Raw genomic sequence first — 18,860 nt, 5'->3', positions numbered from 1 at the left:
AACCCTTGATTGCATCGATTGGTCAGTGCAACCAGGAGCCGAAAAAGTGCAGGATTGTGGGAATTACCTGCGGCTATGACGGAAATACAGATAGGCGAGACCGAGCGGCGCGATGAGCGGAGCCGCGGCGAAGCACATCAGCATCGTGAAGCATTTTGCAAGCAGCATTGGAATCGCAGGCAGGAGGAAAAAGTTCTCGCCAACGATGAAATCGATAATGCTTTCATAAACGAAGCGGGAATATGGGTATAGTCCCGCATTCAGTACGAACATGCACATGCCACCAACGCCAATGCCGTTCGGCTGGTTCTGCATCATCGTGATGAACAAGGCGGCCATGGCAACGCCGAAGAAGAGTTGGCGCGCAAGGTATTGCTTGGTCAAACCGCCGAAAGTTTTAGCAAAAATGTCTTTCATGGCACTTCACTGGTCAGGAAAGACCATATGATACTGGCACCCTCCATTATTTCCAACAAGCAACTTAAGTTGTTGTTGTTTTATTTCCCGGAGTGACAATTCGTTAGCTTTTGCATGGGTCAAATCAGGTAATACCGGAGCCTAACATCTCAGTTTTTTGTAGCGCTTGCGAAGCGAGAAAAGATCCTGGCGAATCGATTCCATCATCCCGGCGCCAGCGCTCCGCTCCGCCTGTTCGGAGGTAAGGATGGCCGCTTCGAGCTGGCGGCATTCGCTCTGCGATGCAGCATCCAGGTGATGACGCCGGGTCGCGGTAGCGAATTGGGACGGACTCATGCCTGTCAGCGGTTTGACGGCATGCGCAAATTGCTCGGAACGGATCTCGTTTGCGACGTCGTTTCCGATCCTCCTCGATCCGGACAAGCGGTCCGCACCCCGGGTCGGCACGACATCAAGCCGCTGCGCGCCGACGCATGGCTCGTCCGAATAACTGACTGTGCCCTTGACCTGGCATTTATAGATCGTGCGATTTGGCGCCGGAAGCTGCGATTGGGCCGCGGCATCCGGCCGGAAAATGCCGAGCAAAGCCCAGCACAAAGCGAAACGCGTCGATATCATGGTCGTGCTCGTATGGATGAGCGGCCAGCTTACAAGGATTTTTTGTACCGATTCTCCTCAATTCTCACAGGAATGAGGGTTTCAAAGATGCTTGTAGAAGAAGGTCGTCGCGCAAAGTTCGCCGTCGGGCATGAGCGCAAACTTCGGCACCACGCCGGCGCGCTGCCATCCGGCCCGCTCGTACAGGCGCTCGGCGTCGCCACCGGTGACCGTATCGAGCACCAGTACGGTTTTCGCCTCCTCTTTCGCCACCTCATCGAGCGCCGTCAGCAGCCGCCGCCCCACCCCGGCGCGGCGCGCGCGGCGGTGCACGAGCATCTTGGCAACGTCGGCCCGGTGCGGCTGGTTGTCGGGCATCGCCATCACCAGCTGCACGGTGCCGACGATCGCACCTTGCGTGTCTTCGGCCACCAGCAAGGCGCGCTCGCCGCGTGCGACGCCGTCGGCCACGCCACGCCAGAAGGCCAGCGCCTTCTCGCGCGCCAGCGGCAGCATGAAGCTCACGGAAGCGCCGCCTTCGACGCAATCGACGAGCACGTCCGCCAGCGCCTCGACGGCAGCCGCGGCTTCCCTACCGCCGAGGCGCCGCACGATCAGGTGGTCGCTCATGGGGTCCTCCTGTTCGACGTCACCAGCGCCACCAGGTAGCGCGCATCCTTGCTGCCGGGGTTGTGGAAGCTGACCGGCCGGTCCACGCGCATCGCCAGGCAGTCGCCGGTCGCCAGCTGCCAGCGGGCGTCGCCGACCGTGATGTCCATTTCTCCGTCGATCATCCACACCTGCTGCTGGATGTCGGCGTCGCGCATCGAGGTGTCGAAGGCCACTCGCTGCCCGGCCGGGAATGCGACCTCGACCAGCTGGATGGGCGAAGGCGCCGCGGGAGACAGGTGGCGGCGCTGGTAGCCGCTGACGGGATCGGTCCACACCAGCTGGTCCGCGGCGCGGGAGACCGGTGACGGCGCGCTATCGCCGTCGCCGCCCTGCTCGAACAGCGCCGCCAGCGGGACGCCGAGGGCGGTGGCCAGCTTGTCGAGCACGGTGGCGGTGGCGCTGCTCTCGCCGCGCTCGATCAGGGAGATGGTCGAGCGGCCTACCCCGCTCAGCTCGGCAAGGGTGGCCAGTGAATAGCCCCGTTCCTCGCGCAGGATCCGCACGCGGCGGGAGATCAGTTCGTTGATGTCCATGAATCCATTATACTGGATTCAATCATCCAGAAAACTGGATTTCGCAGCCGTAAAAAAACGCCATCCCCGTGACGGGAATGGCGTTCCGATGTTGCTTAGGCTGCCTTGGCTTCCTCGGCAGTGCTTTCTTCTTCCACCGGCAGGCGCATCAGGTAGTCGAAGGCCGCCAGCGATGCCTTGGCGCCCTCGCCCACCGCGATCACAATCTGCTTGAACGGCACCGTGGTCACGTCACCGGCCGCGAACACGCCCGGGATCGAGGTCTGGCCCTTGGCGTCGACTTCGATTTCGCCGTGCGCCGACAGGTCCAGCGTGCCCTTCAGCCATTCGGCGTTCGGCACCAGGCCGATCTGGACGAACACGCCTTCCAGGTCGACGCGCTTCAGTTCGCCGCTGTTGCGGTCCTTGTAGGACAGGCCGTTGACGATCTTGCCGTCGCCGTGGATCTCGGTGGTCTGCGCCGACTTGATCACGGTGACGTTCTTCAGCGAGTAGAGCTTGCGCTGCAGGACCGCATCGGCACGCAGTTCCGCGCCGAACTCGATCAGGGTCACTTCCTTGACGATGCCCGCCAGGTCGATCGCCGCCTCCACGCCCGAGTTGCCGCCGCCGATCACGGCCACGCGCTTGCCCTTGAACAGCGGGCCGTCGCAGTGCGGGCAGTAGGCCACGCCCTTGTTGCGGTACTCGCGCTCGCCCGGCACGTTGATCTCGCGCCAGCGGGCGCCGGTGGCGATGATCACCGACTTGCTCTTCAATACCGCACCGGTTTCGGTGTGCACCTCGATCATCTTGCCTTCGACCAGCTTGTTGGCGCGCTGGGTGTTCATGATGTCGACTTCGTAGTGCTTGACGTGCTCTTCCAGGGCGACGGCGAACTTCGGGCCGTCGGTTTCCTTCATCGAGACGAAGTTCTCGATGGCGAGCGTGTCCAGCACCTGGCCGCCGAAGCGGTCGGCCAGCACGCCGGTGCGGATGCCCTTGCGGGCGGCGTAGATCGCCGCGGCCGCGCCGGCAGGACCGCCGCCGACGATCAGCACGTCGAACGGGTCTTTCTGGTTCAGCTCGGCGGCCTTGCGGGCGCCGGCGCCGGTGTCGATCTTCGACAGGATCTCTTCCACGCTGGTGCGGCCCTGGCCGAAGTGCTGGCCATTCAGGAACATCATCGGTACCGCCATGATCTGGCGCGCTTCGACTTCGCTCTTGAACACGCCGCCGTCGATGGCGACGACCTTGATGCGCGGGTTGATGACCGACATCGCGTTGAGGGCCTGCACCACTTCCGGGCAGTTATGGCAGCTCAGCGAGATGAAGGTTTCGAATACGTAGTCGCCGTCCAGGTTCTTGATCTGGTCGATGACAGCCTGGTCCAGCTTGATCGTGTGACCGCCCACCTGCAGCAGCGCCAGCACCAGCGAGCTGAATTCGTGGCCGAGCGGGATGCCGGCGAAATCCACGGCGATATCGGTGCCCACGCGCTTGATCGAGAACGAAGGCTTGCGGGCATTGCTGCCGTCGGTGCGCACGGTGATCTTGTCGCTCAACGCGGCGATTTCGCGGAGCAGTTCATCCATTTCGCGCGCTTTCGGCGAATCATCCAGCGATGCAACGAGCTCAATCGGCTGCACCACTTTTTCCAGATAGGCCTGCAACTGCTTCTTGAGGGTTGCGTCCAGCATGATGTTTTCCTTGACTATGACGTTATTAATATAAAGCGATGCCCGGGACCAAAAACGGATCCCTGAAATGAACCGGGCCGCCAGGGCGGCCCGGGACAGTACTACCTTGCTGCTAAATTAGATCTTGCCGACCAGGTCCAGCGACGGGGTCAGGGTTTCTGCGCCTTCGGTCCACTTGGCCGGGCACACTTCACCCGGGTGCGAAGCGACGTACTGGGCAGCCTTGACTTTGCGCATCAGTTCCGACGCGTCGCGGCCGATGCCGTTGTCGTGCACTTCCATGACCTTGATCTGGCCTTCCGGATTGATCACGAAGGTGCCGCGCAGTGCCATGCCTTCTTCTTCGATCATGACTTCGAAGTTGCGCGACAGGGTGCCGGTCGGGTCGCCGATCAGCGGGTAGTTCACTTTCTTGATGGCGTCCGAGGTGTCGTGCCATGCCTTGTGGGCGAAGTGGCTGTCGGTCGACACGCCGTAGACGTTCACGCCCATCTTCTCGAATTCAGGCTGGAAGGCAGCCAGGTCTTCCAGTTCGGTCGGGCAGACGAAGGTGAAGTCAGCCGGGTAGAACATCAGAACCGACCAGGTGCCCTTGAAGTTCTCTTCCGTCAGATCGATGAACTTGCCGTTGTGGTAAGCGGTGGCTTTGAACGGCTTGATCTGGGTGTTGATGAGGGACATGTAATCTCCTGTTTTCGGGTGGTTAAAAGATTTGATAGACGCCAGTGTACCGACCTGAGCGTCTTTTGTGAAATTGATTGATACGATACTGCCGATTGATTTTAACTATCAAGCAAGTATTGCTCTCCCCTTGAAGGGATTATCGAGCCGGCAAGCCAGCCCAATCTGTGAGTGTGGACGAAACGACAGCGTGATGCAACCCACGCTTCGATTGAGGAGGATACGTGGGCCGTGTTACAGGATGGTTTCGTGGGATGGGCGGCAACGCCGCCCATCCCACGATATAGAAGAGATCAAGCGGTGGTGGCTGCCTGCACCGTCTGCTCGCAGGTCGGCAGGATCAGCGAGAAGGTCGAGCCCTCCCCCGGCTTGCTGCTCACGCGCAATTCGCCGCCGTGCGAGATCGCCAGCTGGCGCGAGATGTACAGGCCCAGGCCCAGGCCCTTCGGCTCGCCGTTGCGCGCGCCGCGCTCGTAGGGTTCGAAGATGCGTTCCAGGTCGCTCTGGGCGATGCCCTTGCCCTCGTCGCGCACGTCGATCCGCACCGTGTCGGCGGCGTACTGGACGCTCACCTCGACCGGCTGCCCGCCGCCGTAGCGCAGCGCATTGGTCAAGAGGTTGACCACCACCTGCTCGATGCGGAACTCGTCCCAGCAGCCCTCCACCGGCGGATGCGGCTGCAGGGACAGCTTGCAGCCGGTGGCCGCCGCCTGCAGCGACAGGTCGCTGACCACGCGCTCGAGCAGGTCCATCAGCTGTACCTGCCCCGGGCGGATCGACAGCTGGCCGCTGCGCATGCGCGATACGTCGAGCATGTCGTCGATCAGGCGGATCATGGCCTTGATCTGGCGCTCGTCGCGCTTGATCATCGCTTCGAACTGGTCGGGCTTGATGGTGGCCAAGGTGCCGCGCTTGAGCTGCAGGCTGCGCATCTGCGCTTCCAGGAACAGGGTGTTGAGCGGCGTGCGCAGCTCGTGCGCCACCAGCGACATGAATTCGTCGCGCATGCGCAGCGAGCGCTGCAGCTCTTCCTGGGTCTGGTTCAGTTCGCGCAGCAGGGTTTCCTGTTCCTGGCGGCTGCGCTCGATCGCGGCCATCTGGCGCTGCATCTGGCGGCGCTGCTGGTCGAGCGTGACGAACACATTGACCTTGCTGCGCACCGCGTCCGAGTCGAGCGGCTTGTAGAGGAAGTCGACGGCGCCGGTCTCGTAGCCCTTGAAGGCGTAGTTCAGCTCGCGGCCGGCGGCCGACACGAACACGATCGGGATGGCGCGGGTGCGCGACGTGGAGCGCATCATCTCGGCCAGTTCGAAGCCGTCCATGCCCGGCATCTGGACGTCGAGGATGGCCAGCGCGAAGTCGTGCTCGAGCATCAGCGCCAGCGCTTCCTCGCCCGAGGAAGCCTGGTAGACGAGGCGTCCTTCGCCGCGGATCAGGGCATCGAGGGCGCGCAGGTTCTCCGGCAGGTCGTCGACGATCAAAAGTTTGCTAGGGTCTTGCAGGCTCATAAGTTCCTCAGCATGGGAAGCAGTGTCCGGATACCGGACAGCGGCAGCACGAGATGGGGCGCGCAGCGCCGGATCGCCTCGATCGGCATGGCGCTGGCCTGGGCCTCTCCAGGGTCCTGCACGACGGTCAGCCCGCCGCGCTCGCGGATATGGCACATGCCGTCGGCGCCGTCATGGTTGGCGCCGGTCAGCAGGATGCCGGCCAGCGCCGGGCCATAGGCGTCGGCGCTTGACTCCATCAGCACATCGATCGCCGGGCGCGCGAACTGCACCGGCGGCTCGCAGCTGAGCGAGAAGCAGCGGTCGCGCTCGACCGACAGATGATAGCCCGATCCGGCGAAATAGATCACGCCGGGTTCCAGCTGCTCCTTGTCGCGCGCCTCGCGCACCGGCAGCGCAGCGCGCAGCTCGAACAGCTCGGCCAGGCGGCTGTCGCGGTCGGGCGGCACGTGCAGGATGCACACGACGGTAGCGCGGAAAGTGGCCGGAATGGAGGGCAGCAGGCCAATCAGGGCATCGACGCCGCCGGCCGAACCGCCGATGACGACCAGCTCCACGCGGCGACCGCGCAGGGCCGCGCCAATGTCCGCCAGGGCGCTCGCCGGGATGCTCACAGCGCACCCTTGCGGTAGATGCGCTCGCGCCGGGCCAGTACGTCGAAGCGGTCGGCATAGCTGGAGAAATCGATGCTCTCTTTGCTGCCCAGGCCCAGGAAGCCGCGGTGGCACAGCGATTCGTGGAACAGCCCGAGCGCACGGTCCTGCAGCTTGCGGTTGAAATAGATCAGCACATTGCGGCAGCTGACGAAATGGGTTTCCGAGAACACGGTATCGGTGGCCAGGCTGTGGTCGGCGAAGGTGACGTTCTCGACCAGGGCGCGGTCGAACAGCGCCCCGCTGTAGGCCGCCGTGTAGTAGTCGGAAAAAGCGCGCTTGCCACCGGCCTTCTGGTAGTTCTCGGTGTACAGGCGCATGCGTTCGAGGTTGAACACGCCGCGCCGCGCGGCCTCCAGCGATTCCGGGTTGATGTCGGTGGCGTAGATGATGGCGCGGTCGAGCAGGCCTTCTTCCTGCAGCATGATGGCCAGCGAATACACCTCTTCGCCGGTGCTGCAGCCGGCCACCCATACCTTCAGCGAGGGATAGGTCTTCAGGAAAGGCACCACGTGCTCGCGCAGCGCCAGCCAGTATTCCGGGTCGCGGAACATCTCGGTGACCGGAATCGTCAGGTACTGGAGCAGCTGGGCGAAGCCGTCCGGCTCGTGCATCACCTTGGCCTGGAGCGCGGACACGGTGTCGCACTCCATCTCGCGCATGGCCACCAGGATGCGGCGCTTCTGCGACGCACCCGTATAGTCCCTGAAGTCGTAGTTGTACTTCAGGTAGACGGCTTCCACCAGCATCTTCAGCTCGATGTCGAAGTCGTCCGGCGGGGTCGGATCGATGGGGCTCATTGGCGTGCTCAAATGCGCTCCAGTGTCGGCATCCACACCCGCAGCAGCGAGTACAGGCGGGAGAGGTCGATCGGCTTGGCCAGGTAATCGTTGGCGCCGGCGGCCAGGCATTGCTCCTGGTCGTCCTTCATCGCCTTGGCCGTGATCGCGATGATCGGCAGGCGGTCGAAACGGCCGTCCGCGCGGATGCGGCGGGTCGCTTCCAGCCCGTCCATGCCCGGCATCATCACGTCCATCAGCACCAGGTCGATGCCCGGCACCTCGTCGAGCTTGGCGATGGCTTCGAAGCCATTCCGGCCCACCTCGACCTTGGCGCCGCGCGATTCGAGCGCGCTGGTCAGCGCGAACACGTTGCGCACGTCGTCGTCCACCAGCAGGATGGTACGCCCTTCGAACACGCGGTCGCGCCCACGCACGGCCTTGAGCATGGTCTGGCGCTCGGACGAGAGCTCGCTTTCCACCTTGTGCAGGAACAGGGTCACCTCGTCCAGCAGGCGCTCGGGCGAACGCGCGCCCTTGATGATGATCGAGCGCGAATACTTGAGCAGCTCGGCCTCTTCGTCGCGGGTCAGGTTGCGGCCGGTGTAGACGATCACGGGCGGGAAGGAACAGACTTCCTCGCTGGCCATGCGCTCGAGCAGCTCGCCGCCCTGCATGTCGGGCAGTTTCAGGTCGATGATCATGCAGTCGAAGATCTGCTCCTTCAGCAGGGCCAGGGCGTCGCCGCCCATGCCGACCGCCCGGATCTCGACATCGGTGTCGGCGATCAGCTGCACCACGCTCTCGCGCTGGCGCTCGTCGTCCTCGACCAGCAGCACGCGCTTGATCTTCTGGCTCGATTTTTCCTGCAGCTTGCGGAACACCTCTTCCAGCTGCTCGCGGCTGGTGGGTTTCAGCGCATAGCCGATCGCGCCCAGGTGCAGGGCCTCGCCGCCGTTTTCCATGCTCGAGACGATGTGCACCGGGATGTGGCGGGTGGCCGGGTTGTCCTTCAGCTGCTGCAGCACCGACAGGCCGGAGCTGTCCGGCAGGCGGATGTCGAGCAGCACCGCGTCCGGCTTCTGGCTGGCGGCCAGCGCCAGGCCTTCGCCGGCGCTCAGCGCCACCAGGCAGCGGTAGTCGAGTTCGTGCGCCAGGTCGAACAGGATGCGCGCGAACTCGGGTTCGTCCTCGATCACCAGCACGGTACGGGTGCCTGCGGCAGGCAGGTCGCGGTCGTCCGCGAAGCTGGCGGCCGGCTCCATCGATGCCGGAGCACTGGTCGGCGCCGGCGTCGCCAGCGGGGCCGGCTGCGGGGCATTCAGGGCCGGCGCCGCCGGCGGGGTGGCCGCCACCGCGCCGCTGCGCGGCAGGCTCAGGGTGAACAGGCTGCCCTCGCCCGGCTGGCTCGACACGCTCAGGGTGCCGCCCAGCAGGTTGGTGAGGTCGCGCGAGATCGACAGGCCCAGGCCGGTGCCGCCGAAGCGGCGGCTGGTGGTGCCGTCGGCCTGGTGGAAGGCGTCGAAAATCTTGTCCTGCTGGTCCTGGGCGATACCGATGCCGGAGTCGCGCACCCCGAACTGCACCCAGCCCTCGGGCGTCACGCCCACCGTCATGCGGACGGCGCCGCGATCGGTGAACTTCACCGCGTTGGACAGCAGGTTCTTGAGGATCTGCTCGACGCGCTGGCGGTCGGTGGTGATGGCGGCCGGCACGTTCGGGTCGATCGTCACGCTGAACTCGAGCGTTTTCTGGCGTGCGAGCGGCTCGAAGGTGCGCGCCAGGCCCTCGACCATGCGGCGCAGCGGCACCTCTTCCGGCACCAGCTCGAGCTTGCCCGCCTCGACCTTCGAGATGTCGAGGATGTCGTTAATCAGGTGCAGCAGGTCGTTGCCGGCCGAGTAGATGGTCTGGGCGAAGCGCACCTGCTCGTCATTGAGGTTGCCGCTGGCGTTGTCGGCCAGCAGCTTGGCCAGGATCAGCGAGCTGTTGAGCGGCGTGCGCAGCTCGTGCGACATATTGGCCAGGAATTCGGACTTGTAGCGGCTGGCGCGCTCCAGCTCCAGCGCGCGCTGGCGCAGCTGGTCCTGGGCGCCGGTGAGGGCCGCGTTCTTCATGTCCAGGTTCAGCGCCTGCTCGGCCAGCTGGTCGTTGGTGGCGCGCAGCTCGGACTGCTGGTTTTCCAGCGCGGTCTGCGATTCTTCCAGCGCGCGCGACTGCTCTTCCAGCTCCTCGTTGGCGGTGCGCAGCTCTTCCTGCTGGACCTGCAGTTCCTCGTTCAGGGTCTGGGTCTCTTCCAGCGCATGCTGCAGGCGCAGGCGGTACAGCACCGCCGCCATCGAGGCGCCGACCGCCGGGGCGATCAGTTCCATGAACTCGCGGTCGCGCGCGGTCACGGGATGCAGGAAGCCGATCTCGATCACGCCCTTGATCTTGCCGTGGTTGTGCACCGGCGAGATCACGAGTTCGCGCGGCGGCGCGTCGCCCAGGCTCGAGGCGACCTTGATGTAACCGTCCGGCAGGTCCTGCAGCACCAGCAGGCGGCCCTCGATCGCCGCGCGGCTGGCCAGCGAATGGCCCGGCATGATCACCTGGGCGTCGTCGGCCTTGTCGAAGGCGAAGCCGTAGGCGCCGATGCGGCGCAGGACGCCGTCCTCGCCGTTCACGTACATGGATGCAACCGCACCGTCCAGGTAGCGGATCAGGTAGCCCAGCACGGCGTCGGCCAGCGGTTCCAGCGAATGGATGCCGGCGCTCAGCGCGGCCAGCTCGGTCTGGCCGGAACGCAGCCAGTCCTGGTGGCGCAGCTGGGCGTTGTGCTCGGCCTCGTGCTCCAGCGTCTCCTGGTAGGAATTCGACAGCATGACCAGTTGGCGGCGCCCGAACATGGCCAGGCCGCCGCCGACCAGCAGGCTGAGAAGCAGGAAGGAGATCACCGACCAGGTCGTGACACGGCGCGCCTCGTCGTTGCGATCGCGCAGCAGGCGCCGCTCGACCTCGAGGAATTCGTCGTAGGTGCGGCGGATCTCGTCGGTCAGGATCTTGCCGCGGCCGCTGCGCACCGCGTCGAGGTAGGCCGGATCGTTGCGGCGGCGCCGTTCGATCATCTCGGACGCGTAGTCCTTCCATTGCGTCTGCGCCGCCTGGATGCGCTTGACCCGCTCGACCTGCTGCGGATTATCGGACACCATCTCGGCCACGCCCAGCAAGCCGTTCTGCACGCGCTGCAGCGCCAGCAGATAGGGAGACAGGAAAGCCTCGTCGCCGGCCAGCAGGTAGCCGCGCATGCCGGTTTCCATCTCGGCCACCAGCTTGCTGGTTTCCTGGGTGCTGCCGATCACGCGCTCGGAATGCTCGACCCGGTTCAGGACATTGATCAGGTAAGCGATGATGCCGACGAACACGATCGCGGTGACGACGCTCATTCCCAGCGGCAGGGCGACGTTGCGGCTCAGGATGCGGCGAAATTGTGAATTATCGATGGAAGGGCCGGCCATGCGTGACGAAAAGTTGGGAAAAAAATATCCCAAGTGTAATGCATGGTCGTATTTTCCGTCACACAATTGGATGAATGATCGACATCGCAATTGTTAATACGGAAATTAGATTCCAACGAATTTTTTATGCGAGGTGGATCGCAAGATACGGCGCCGTGCGGCTGGTCTTGCAACGCGCCACCTCTTGCGGCGGCCCGGCGCAGATCAGTTGCCCGCCCTCGTCGCCCGCTCCCGGGCCGACATCGATCACCCAGTCGCAGCCCGCCACCACGCGCATGGTGTGCTCGACCACGATCACCGTGTTGCCGGCGTCGACCAGGCGGTTCAATTGCGCCACCAGGCGGTCGGCATCACGCGGGTGCAGGCCGGTGGTCGGCTCGTCCAGCACGTACAGGGTGTTGCCGCGCCCGGCGCGCTGCAGCTCGGCCGCCAGCTTGATGCGCTGCGCCTCGCCGCCCGACAGTTCGGTCGCCGGCTGGCCCAGGCGCAGGTAGTCCAGGCCGACTTCGCGCAGCACCTCGAGCGAGCGCTCGACCAGCGGCTCGCCCTCGAAGAAGCGAATAGCGTCGCCCACCGTCATGCCCAGCACCTCGGCGATGTTCTTGCCGCGGTAGCGCACCTCCAGGGTCTTGGCGTTGTAGCGCGCGCCTTCGCAGGTCGGGCATGGCGCATACACGCTGGGCAGGAACAGCAGCTCGACCATGACGAAGCCCTCGCCGGCGCAGTGCTCGCAGCGCCCCTTGGCCACGTTGAAGGAGAAGCGGCCGGCGTCATAGCGGCGCTTCTTCGCGTCCGGCGTGGCGGCGAACAGCTTGCGCACCTGGTCGAACAGGCCGGTATAGGTGGCCAGGTTGGAACGCGGGGTGCGGCCGATCGGCTTCTGGTCGACCCGCACCATGCGCCGTATTCCCTCCATGCCGGCGACGATGCGCCCTTCGAGCGGCAAGGCGGCTTCCTGTTCCAGGCCCGGTTCTTCGGCCTCCGGGGTATCGGCCTCCGGCGCGCCCTGGCCGAGGGCCCTGCTTACCAGCTCCACCAGCACCTGACTGACCAGGCTCGACTTGCCGGAACCGGACACGCCGGTGACCGCCGTCAGCACGCCGAGCGGGAAGTCGGCCTTGACCCCGTCGAGGTTATTGCGGCGCACGCCCTCCAGGCGCAGCCAGCCGACCGGTTGGCGCGGCGCGCGTTTTTCCAGTGGCGCTTCGTTGAACAGGTAGCGCCGCGTCTGCGAATCGGCGATCTTCTTCAAACCGTCGGGCTCGCCGCTGTACAGCACCTGCCCGCCCTTCTCGCCCGCTTGCGGCCCGACGTCGACGATCCAGTCGGCCTGCCGGATCACGTCGAGCGCGTGCTCGACCACGAACAGCGAGTTGCCCGCGCTCTTCAACTGGGCGAGCGCATCGAGCAAGGCTTCGGTATCGGCCGGGTGCAGGCCGGCCGAAGGCTCGTCCAGCACGTAGACCACGCCGAACAGGTTCGAACGCACCTGGGTCGCGAGGCGCAGGCGCTGCAGCTCGCCCGGCGACAGGGTCGGCGTGCTGCGGTCCAGCGCCAGGTAGCCCAGGCCCAGGTCGAGCAGCACGCGCAGGCGCGCGCACAGGTCCTGGGCGATGCGCTGGGTGACGATCATCTGTTCGGGGTGCTCCCTGGCGCGCGTCTTGTCCTTGGCCGCTTCGCCGGCCGCGTAGGGTTGCAACAGCTCGCTGAGCCGCGCCAGCGGCATGCGCGACAATTCCATGATGTCGATGCCGGCAAAGGTGACCGACAGCGCTTCCTGGCGCAGGCGCTTGCCGCGGCACTGCGGGCATTCGGTCGAGACCATGTAGCGCGCCACGCGCTTCTTCATCGAGGCGCTTTCGGTATTGGCGAAGGTCTGCAGCACGTAGCGGCGCGCGCCGGTGAAGGTGCCCTGGTAGCTGGGCGTGTCCTTGCGCTTGAGCGCCGCCTTCGTTTCCTTGGGCGTGAGGCCGGCGTAGACCGGCACGGTCGGGGTCTCGTCGGTGAACAGGATCCAGTCGCGGTCCTTCTTCGGCAAGTCGCGCCAGGGGGTATCGACGTCGTAGCCCATGGTGACGAGGATGTCGCGCAGGTTCTGGCCATGCCAGGCCGGCGGCCAGGCCGCCACCGCGCGCTCGCGGATGGTGAGCGAATCGTCCGGCACCAGCGATTGTTCCGTCACTTCGTAGACCCGGCCCAGGCCCGAGCACTGCGGGCAGGCGCCTTCCGGCGTGTTCGGCGAAAAGGATTCCGCGTACAAGAGTTCCTGCCCGGGCGGATAGTCGCCGGCGCGCGAATACAGCATGCGCAGGGAATTCGACAGCGTGCTCACGCTCCCCACCGAAGAACGCGCAGTGGGCGAACCGCGCTGCTGCTGCAAGGCCACCGCCGGCGGCAGGCCGTCGATCTCGTCGACCTCGGGCACCGGCATCTGGTGGAACAGGCGGCGCGCATAGGGCGACACCGACTCCAGGTAGCGGCGCTGGGCTTCCGCGTACAGGGTGCCGAAGGCGAGCGAGGACTTGCCCGAGCCGGACACGCCGGTGAACACCACCAGGCTGCCCCTCGGGATGTCGACGTCGACGTTCTTCAGGTTGTGTTCGCGGGCGCCGCGCACCCGGACGTAGCCTGCGCGGCTTTCGCCCGCGGTGGAAGAATGGTCGTGCTTGTGGCCCGTCGGCTTGTCGCGCATGATTTCCCCGGCATCGTGAGGTCGATCCCGTATTACAGCCGACGTCCAAGAAATTGTCCGTGCGTTTAGCAACAGTTCAGCGCACAAGCGAGGCCAAGCGCTCGCACATGGGCGCCAGGTCCGCCGGTCCGCATAGCGCGGCGACCTTGCGGCAGGCTTCGTTCACATCTTCATTGTCAACAACTTCTGCCAGCCGCTTCTCGAGCCGCCGTGATGTCAGTCGGGCAGCGTTCAGGCTGGCGCCCACACCCAGCGCCCTCACCCTTGCCGCGTTGTCGAACTGGTCGTGCGCCAGCGGCACCACCAGCTGCGGCGTGCCGGCGCGCAGGGCTTCGGCCGTGGTGCCGATGCCGCCATGGTGCACCAGCGCCGCCACGTGCGGCAGCAAGGCGCGCAGCGGCACGTAATCCTGCCACAACACCGGCGTCGGCAGCTGGGCCGGCAGCTGCGCGCGGTGCGGCGTCAACAGGATGGCGCGCAGGCCGCGCCGGGCGCAGGCGTCCAGGGCGCAGCGGAAGTAATGGGCCGCCTGGCGGTTGCCGGTGCCGGGCGTGAACACCACCGGCCTGGCCCCCTCCTGCAGGAAGCGCGCCACCTGCGGCGACAGCTCGGCCTGGGGCGATGGGTCGAACAAGGGAAAGCCGGCGCGCGCCAGAGGCTGCGGCCAGTCTGGCTGGGTCGGCGCAAACCAGTCGGGGAACAGGGTCACCGACAGGTCGGGCACCTGCACGATGTGCTCGATCAGGCTGGCGACCGGCGCCAGCCCATGCGAGGCCCGCGCCGCATTCACGTCGGGCAGCGATACCGGATCGATCAGGGCCTTGCCGATGCGCCGCCACAGCCAGCGGCGCGCGCCCAGCGGCACCCAGCGCGGCACCGGATACGGCCCGAGCATGAGCGGGTCATGCACGGTCGGCAAATTGGATGGCGCCAGGTAGAGTGCCGCGACTTTCAGGCCGGGCCGCTGCGCACGGCACAGGTCCGCTTCCGGCAGCGCGAGCGGATGCGCCATCAGCACGACCTGCTCGTCCTGCGGCAGCGCGGCCACGATAGCGGGAATCTGCGCCATCGCCGGGCGCGTGGCGCGCCACACCACCGCCAGGCCGCGCGTCGGGTGCCACAGGTCGGGATGGTCGAGCACCGCTTCGTCGGCCGGCAGGCCGTGGAAGGCCAGGCCGGTCGGCTCCACGAAAGGCGCATGCTGCACCGGCCCGAGCATGCTGACCCGGTGCCCGCCCTCGCGCAGCGCCAGCGCCACGCGCATGAAGGGAAACAGGTCGCCGGCCGAGCCAATGGTGACGACGACGAAGTGCAGCTGCGGCATCGGAAAGCCCGCCCGTCAGAAGCTGAGCGTGCCCTCGATCGAATCGTCGAGCGTCTTGCCGAGCACCGCGCCGACCACGACCTTGGCGCCGGCCACCGCGTCGCCATGCTTGTTGTCCCAGTAGTAGCCCTGGCGCGGGATCACGCGGATAGCGGTGATGCGCGGGTCGTCCTCGCCTTCAGTGAACCAGGTCTTGAGCATGAAGTTCCACAATTCCTTGATGCGCTGGCGGTCGGTGATCACTTCCGCATAGCCCTCGAGCTCGAGGAAGCCGGAATGCGCGCCCTGCTGGAAATACAGCTTCACGGCCGGGTGCGCCGCGATTTCTGCGTTCTTGTGGCTATCGTTGGCGCTCAGGAACCAGAGCTGGCCGGCGTCGTCCACCTCGCGCACGCTCATCGGGCGCACGCCACGGCTCGGGCCGCTGCTGCCCTGGGTGACGAAGAAGCAGCTGTCGGCGTCGTCGGCCATGTCCTTGAGGCGCTGCACGGCCTGCTCGCCGCTGAGGTCGAGGCGGTTCTGTTCCGGCTGGTTGCGGTTGATCGAATCCATGAAGTCTCCCGGTAGGCGTAAGCGGATAGGAGGACTCTACCCGCGATGTGCTTGCGGGTATGTGAACAGACGTACACTGAGGGTCGAAACGCCGGTCAATCCTGTGACGCGCCCGGCTCCAGCGCCGCCGCCTGGGCCAGCCAGCGCGCCACGGTCTGCAATTCTTCCGGCGTGAAGCCTTCGCTCAGGCGCGCATTCAGCTCGACCAGCACTTCGCCGGCGCGGGTGCCCGCTTCCTGGCCGCTGCCGGTCATCCGCAGGCGCGTCAGGCGCGCGTCGTGCGCATCGGTCACGCGCTCGACCATCCCGGCCGCCTGCATGCGCTTGGACAGGTTGGTGACGGCGGCCGGCGCCACGCCCAGTTCCGTGGCGATCTCCCCCACCGCGGCGTCGCCGCGCGCGCGCAGCACGAACAGCAGGCCGACCTGGGCCGCGCTGATCCCTTCCCAGGATTCGGGCCGCGCCTCGATCCAGCGCTGCAGCGCGCGCTGGGCACGGTTCAGCAGCTGGACGAAACGGGGTTTAGCGGGCGCCATGCGCGACCTCCCTCGCCTGCGCGGCCCGGGCGTGCAGCCAGTCGGCCACCTGCGGCCACAGCGCCGCTTCGCAGCGGCGCCGGAAGAAGCCCATGTGCCCCGCCGCCGGCACGCCCGCCGCACGCGGGTCGATGTTGCGGCGCTCCAGCTGCGCATTACTCAGGTGCGACACCAGCATGTCGACCGCCACCGGGTTGGCCCAGGGATCGTCGTCGAAGCCCAGCACCAAGAGCGGGATGTCGACCCGGGCCATGCGGCGCGCGGCGTCGAGCGCCGGATCATCGAAGAAGTAGCGCGGCAGCGCAGTCCACCGGGCCCACTGCAGCATGACGCCGCGCGGCAGGTCTTCGCCCAGGCCGATGCGGCGTCCCGGCATGTAGCCGAACAGCGCGCACAGGAGCGGCGCCAGCACGCGCAGGCGCTCGCCGAAGCCGCGCACCGTGCGGCTGGCGCCCGCATGGGACGCCACCAGCACCGCGGCGCGCAGGCGCGCGGTCTCGGGCGACAGGCCGATCGCATGGCCGCCCACGCTGTGCCCCACCGCCAGCAGCGGCGAGCCGGGGAAGCGCTCCTCCGCCCAGCGCGTGACGGCGGCGACGTCCTTGTCGATCCAGTCGCTCATGCTCGCCTTGAAGCCGCGCAGGCTGTGCGGACGCGAGCGCCCGGTGCCACGGTAGTCGTAGGTCACGACATTGAATCCGCGCTCCGCCAGCCAGGCCGCGAAAGGCGCGTAGTAGGCCTGGGTGACCGCGGTCGCCGGGTGCAGGATGACGGTGGCGGCGGCGCCGGGCGCCGACCAGCAGCTGGCCTCGACCGGGATCCTGCTGGCGGGAATCGAAAGATGTTCGGCTTGCATGGCAGCGATATTGCCTATTTCGTTAACGTGTTAACGAATTTAGCACCGTACAGCTTGCGGCGCAACCTCATGTCGCCGCGATGCCTTAACAGTTAGTTGAACTTAGGCCCCGGCCTTCGCCGGGGCGACGGTCTCACTGCAAACTATAAGAACAACGTCAGCTTTGTTTTACTGTTGCCCCAAAGACCGTCATCCCGGCGAAGGCGTGAACAATGCCACTGGCATTGTTCACTCCAATTCCGCACCGCAGCCAACAGCTCACCCGCCGGCCACATAGAGACAAGGCTCAAGGAATCAGGCGTGCCGCGCGCAGTTGCCCGAACAGGTCGAAGAAGGAGTCGTCGGTGGCCTGCCAAGCCGTGAAGCCGAGCTTGCGGCTGCGCGCCATGTCGGTCATCACCTCGATCGGGCGGCCGAGGTCGAGGTCGGTATGCCAGGGCGAGGCCAGGCGATCGAGGTCGGCTTCCACCAATCCGTGGCGCGCGGCGATGTCACGCCACAGCGCATGGTCGTTCGCCATCGCGCTTTCCAGCGGCTGCACCGTGCCGTTGAAACCCGCGGCCTGCACGCCAAAATAGTCGGCGATGCGGCCCCATAGCCAGCTCCAGCGGAACACGTCGCCGTTGACGATGTTGAAGGCTTCGTTGCGTGCCGCGTCGGTATTGGCCGCCCAGACCAGCTGCCTGGCCAGCATGCGCGCGTCGGTGACGTCGGACAGGCCGTTCCACTGCGCGCCAGAGCCGGGGAACTGGAAGGGACGTCCGGTCTCCTTGCAGATGGTGGCGTACACGGCCAGCGTGGTGCCGAGGTTCATCGCATTGCCGACCGCCATGCCGACGATCGAGTGTGGCCGGTGGACGGTCCAGGTGAAGCGGTCGCGCTCGGCGGCTGCGTAGACCTCGTCCTCCTGGGCGTAATAAAAATTCTCGACGGGCAGGCGCGCTTGGCTTTCGCGCAGCGGCGTGTCCGGCAGCGTGCCGGAAGCGGCATAGGCCTCAAAAGGGCCGAGGTAGTGCTTCAGGCCGGTGACCAGGGCCACGTGGCGCAGCGACTTCTTGCTCGACAGGCTGGAGAGCAGGTTGCGCACCATGGCCGCGTTGACGCGGATGTTCTCGGCCTCGGTCGCCTGGCGCATCCAGGTGGTGATGAAGACGTGGGTGGGCGCGATATCCGCCAGCGCGGCGGCCAGCCCTGCCTCGTCGAGCAGGTCGGCCGCGACCGGGATCACGCCCGGAACATCATTGCCGGGACGGCGCGCCAGTCCGTAGACTCGCCAGCCGTCCGCCACCAGGGCTTTCGCCGTGTAGTTCCCGCCGATCCCGCTAGCGCCTACTACCAGTGCAGTTCGTTGCATTGCCGTTTTCCTTCCGTATCAAAGGAAAAACGGTAGCACGGATGGACGAATGGAGTCGTCTTACAGGAAACGGTCCAGGATCTTGCGGCTGTGCTTATCGATATGGAACATGTCGCGTACCAGGAAGTTGATGCCGTGGTTGTCCGCAATTAGCAGCGAGGCTTCGCCGATGCGGCGGATGTCCTCGTCCACCTTCAGCACGAACTCGGTGTCGCCGCGGTCGGTCGTCACAAACCAGGTGCAGGGGGTGGCGAAGCTCGACACATCCTTGATCGTCAGGATCTCGGGAATGAATTCGCGGCCTTCGATCTCTTCCTGGATCAGGGCGCGGACCTGTTCCGGCATCTCGGCCAGGTCATCGATCCAGGCCACTTCCTTGCCGCCCTCGCGCACCAGCGAAATGCCGCGCGTCGGCGCCTGGATCGGGAAGGCGCGCACCGGGATGACGCCGACGTGTTCTTCACCTTCGGCGGTGGTGAGCACCAGCTTGCCGAAGCTGTCGCGCCGTAGTTGGAAAGTACTGCTCATTT

Annotated in this window: 17 protein-coding genes; all 17 read right to left on the bottom strand. The window is 65.8% G+C overall.

Features of this window, described 5'->3' with window-relative positions; all coding sequences use genetic code 11:
- Positions 1–63: 63 nt before the first annotated feature.
- The gene (locus FG94_RS17675) at positions 64–417 is read right to left on the bottom strand and encodes a hypothetical protein (protein ID WP_036214297.1); all 354 of its coding nucleotides are present in this window, start codon (positions 415–417) and stop codon (positions 64–66) included.
- A 141-nt stretch (positions 418–558) separates the two neighbouring features.
- Entirely contained in the window at positions 559–1,035 is a 477-nt protein-coding gene (locus FG94_RS26135) for a hypothetical protein (RefSeq protein WP_051996887.1), read from the bottom strand.
- A gap of 81 nt (positions 1,036–1,116) precedes the next feature.
- Positions 1,117–1,644 carry a GNAT family N-acetyltransferase gene (locus FG94_RS17665; protein ID WP_036214295.1) on the bottom strand — a complete coding sequence of 176 codons (528 nt, stop codon included), beginning with the start codon at positions 1,642–1,644 and terminating at the stop codon, positions 1,117–1,119.
- A complete protein-coding gene (locus FG94_RS17660; protein ID WP_036214293.1) occupies positions 1,641–2,219 on the bottom strand; it encodes an XRE family transcriptional regulator in 579 nt (192 codons plus the stop codon). The genes FG94_RS17665 and FG94_RS17660 overlap by 4 nt, the downstream gene beginning before the upstream one ends.
- 95 nt (positions 2,220–2,314) lie before the next feature.
- A complete protein-coding gene (gene ahpF / locus FG94_RS17655; protein WP_036214291.1) occupies positions 2,315–3,898 on the bottom strand; it encodes an alkyl hydroperoxide reductase subunit F in 1,584 nt (527 codons plus the stop codon).
- Positions 3,899–4,015: 117 nt separating this feature from the next.
- Entirely contained in the window at positions 4,016–4,579 is a 564-nt protein-coding gene (gene ahpC, locus FG94_RS17650) for an alkyl hydroperoxide reductase subunit C (protein ID WP_027864232.1), read from the bottom strand.
- A 293-nt stretch (positions 4,580–4,872) separates the two neighbouring features.
- A complete protein-coding gene (locus FG94_RS17645; protein ID WP_036214289.1) occupies positions 4,873–6,087 on the bottom strand; it encodes a hybrid sensor histidine kinase/response regulator in 1,215 nt (404 codons plus the stop codon).
- Complete coding sequence (locus tag FG94_RS17640; protein ID WP_152571023.1) at positions 6,084–6,701, bottom strand: chemotaxis protein CheB; 618 nt, start codon at positions 6,699–6,701, stop codon at positions 6,084–6,086. The genes FG94_RS17645 and FG94_RS17640 overlap by 4 nt, the downstream gene beginning before the upstream one ends.
- A complete protein-coding gene (locus FG94_RS17635; RefSeq protein ID WP_036214288.1) occupies positions 6,698–7,540 on the bottom strand; it encodes a protein-glutamate O-methyltransferase CheR in 843 nt (280 codons plus the stop codon). The genes FG94_RS17640 and FG94_RS17635 overlap by 4 nt, the downstream gene beginning before the upstream one ends.
- 8 nt (positions 7,541–7,548) lie before the next feature.
- Positions 7,549–11,016, bottom strand: coding sequence for a response regulator (locus FG94_RS17630; protein WP_036214287.1), 3,468 nt, complete (start codon positions 11,014–11,016; stop codon positions 7,549–7,551).
- A 124-nt stretch (positions 11,017–11,140) separates the two neighbouring features.
- A complete protein-coding gene (uvrA, locus tag FG94_RS17625) occupies positions 11,141–13,708 on the bottom strand; it encodes an excinuclease ABC subunit UvrA (RefSeq protein WP_036214285.1) in 2,568 nt (855 codons plus the stop codon).
- A gap of 76 nt (positions 13,709–13,784) precedes the next feature.
- Complete coding sequence (locus FG94_RS17620; protein ID WP_036214284.1) at positions 13,785–15,032, bottom strand: glycosyltransferase; 1,248 nt, start codon at positions 15,030–15,032, stop codon at positions 13,785–13,787.
- 15 nt (positions 15,033–15,047) lie between these two features.
- Entirely contained in the window at positions 15,048–15,584 is a 537-nt protein-coding gene (locus FG94_RS17615) for a pyridoxamine 5'-phosphate oxidase family protein (RefSeq protein WP_036214283.1), read from the bottom strand.
- Positions 15,585–15,679: 95 nt separating this feature from the next.
- Complete coding sequence (locus FG94_RS17610; protein ID WP_036214282.1) at positions 15,680–16,120, bottom strand: MarR family winged helix-turn-helix transcriptional regulator; 441 nt, start codon at positions 16,118–16,120, stop codon at positions 15,680–15,682.
- Entirely contained in the window at positions 16,107–16,976 is an 870-nt protein-coding gene (locus FG94_RS17605; protein WP_036214281.1) for an alpha/beta fold hydrolase, read from the bottom strand. Before FG94_RS17605 ends, FG94_RS17610 begins: the two co-directional genes overlap by 14 nt.
- Positions 16,977–17,262: 286 nt before the next feature.
- Complete coding sequence (locus FG94_RS17600; RefSeq protein WP_036214280.1) at positions 17,263–18,330, bottom strand: SDR family oxidoreductase; 1,068 nt, start codon at positions 18,328–18,330, stop codon at positions 17,263–17,265.
- Positions 18,331–18,390: 60 nt separating this feature from the next.
- Entirely contained in the window at positions 18,391–18,858 is a 468-nt protein-coding gene (locus FG94_RS17595) for a DUF1854 domain-containing protein (protein ID WP_036214374.1), read from the bottom strand.
- Positions 18,859–18,860 lie beyond the last annotated feature (2 nt).

Origin of the sequence: Massilia sp. LC238, assembly GCF_000735635.1 — a bacterium.
GTDB lineage: Bacteria > Pseudomonadota > Gammaproteobacteria > Burkholderiales > Burkholderiaceae_D > Telluria > Telluria varians.
This window is presented reverse-complemented; position numbering and strand designations above follow the sequence as displayed.

Excerpts from the sequence above, each read along its gene's own strand:
- FG94_RS17665 (WP_036214295.1), bottom strand. The coding sequence starts at position 1,644 with ATGAGCGACCACCTGATCGTGCGGCGCCTCGGCGGTAGGGAAGCCGCG.
- FG94_RS17645 (WP_036214289.1), bottom strand. The coding sequence starts at position 6,087 with ATGAGCCTGCAAGACCCTAGCAAACTTTTGATCGTCGACGACCTGCCG.
- FG94_RS17620 (WP_036214284.1), bottom strand. The coding sequence starts at position 15,032 with ATGCCGCAGCTGCACTTCGTCGTCGTCACCATTGGCTCGGCCGGCGAC.
- FG94_RS17675 (WP_036214297.1), bottom strand. The coding sequence starts at position 417 with ATGAAAGACATTTTTGCTAAAACTTTCGGCGGTTTGACCAAGCAATAC.
- FG94_RS17660 (WP_036214293.1), bottom strand. The coding sequence starts at position 2,219 with ATGGACATCAACGAACTGATCTCCCGCCGCGTGCGGATCCTGCGCGAG.
- FG94_RS17610 (WP_036214282.1), bottom strand. The coding sequence starts at position 16,120 with ATGGCGCCCGCTAAACCCCGTTTCGTCCAGCTGCTGAACCGTGCCCAG.
- FG94_RS17600 (WP_036214280.1), bottom strand. The coding sequence starts at position 18,330 with ATGCAACGAACTGCACTGGTAGTAGGCGCTAGCGGGATCGGCGGGAAC.
- FG94_RS17630 (WP_036214287.1), bottom strand. The coding sequence starts at position 11,016 with ATGGCCGGCCCTTCCATCGATAATTCACAATTTCGCCGCATCCTGAGC.
- FG94_RS17595 (WP_036214374.1), bottom strand. The coding sequence starts at position 18,858 with ATGAGCAGTACTTTCCAACTACGGCGCGACAGCTTCGGCAAGCTGGTG.
- FG94_RS17615 (WP_036214283.1), bottom strand. The coding sequence starts at position 15,584 with ATGGATTCGATCAACCGCAACCAGCCGGAACAGAACCGCCTCGACCTC.
- ahpC (WP_027864232.1), bottom strand. The coding sequence starts at position 4,579 with ATGTCCCTCATCAACACCCAGATCAAGCCGTTCAAAGCCACCGCTTAC.
- FG94_RS26135 (WP_051996887.1), bottom strand. The coding sequence starts at position 1,035 with ATGATATCGACGCGTTTCGCTTTGTGCTGGGCTTTGCTCGGCATTTTC.
- FG94_RS17635 (WP_036214288.1), bottom strand. The coding sequence starts at position 7,540 with ATGAGCCCCATCGATCCGACCCCGCCGGACGACTTCGACATCGAGCTG.
- FG94_RS17605 (WP_036214281.1), bottom strand. The coding sequence starts at position 16,976 with ATGCAAGCCGAACATCTTTCGATTCCCGCCAGCAGGATCCCGGTCGAG.
- uvrA (WP_036214285.1), bottom strand. The coding sequence starts at position 13,708 with ATGCGCGACAAGCCGACGGGCCACAAGCACGACCATTCTTCCACCGCG.
- ahpF (WP_036214291.1), bottom strand. The coding sequence starts at position 3,898 with ATGCTGGACGCAACCCTCAAGAAGCAGTTGCAGGCCTATCTGGAAAAA.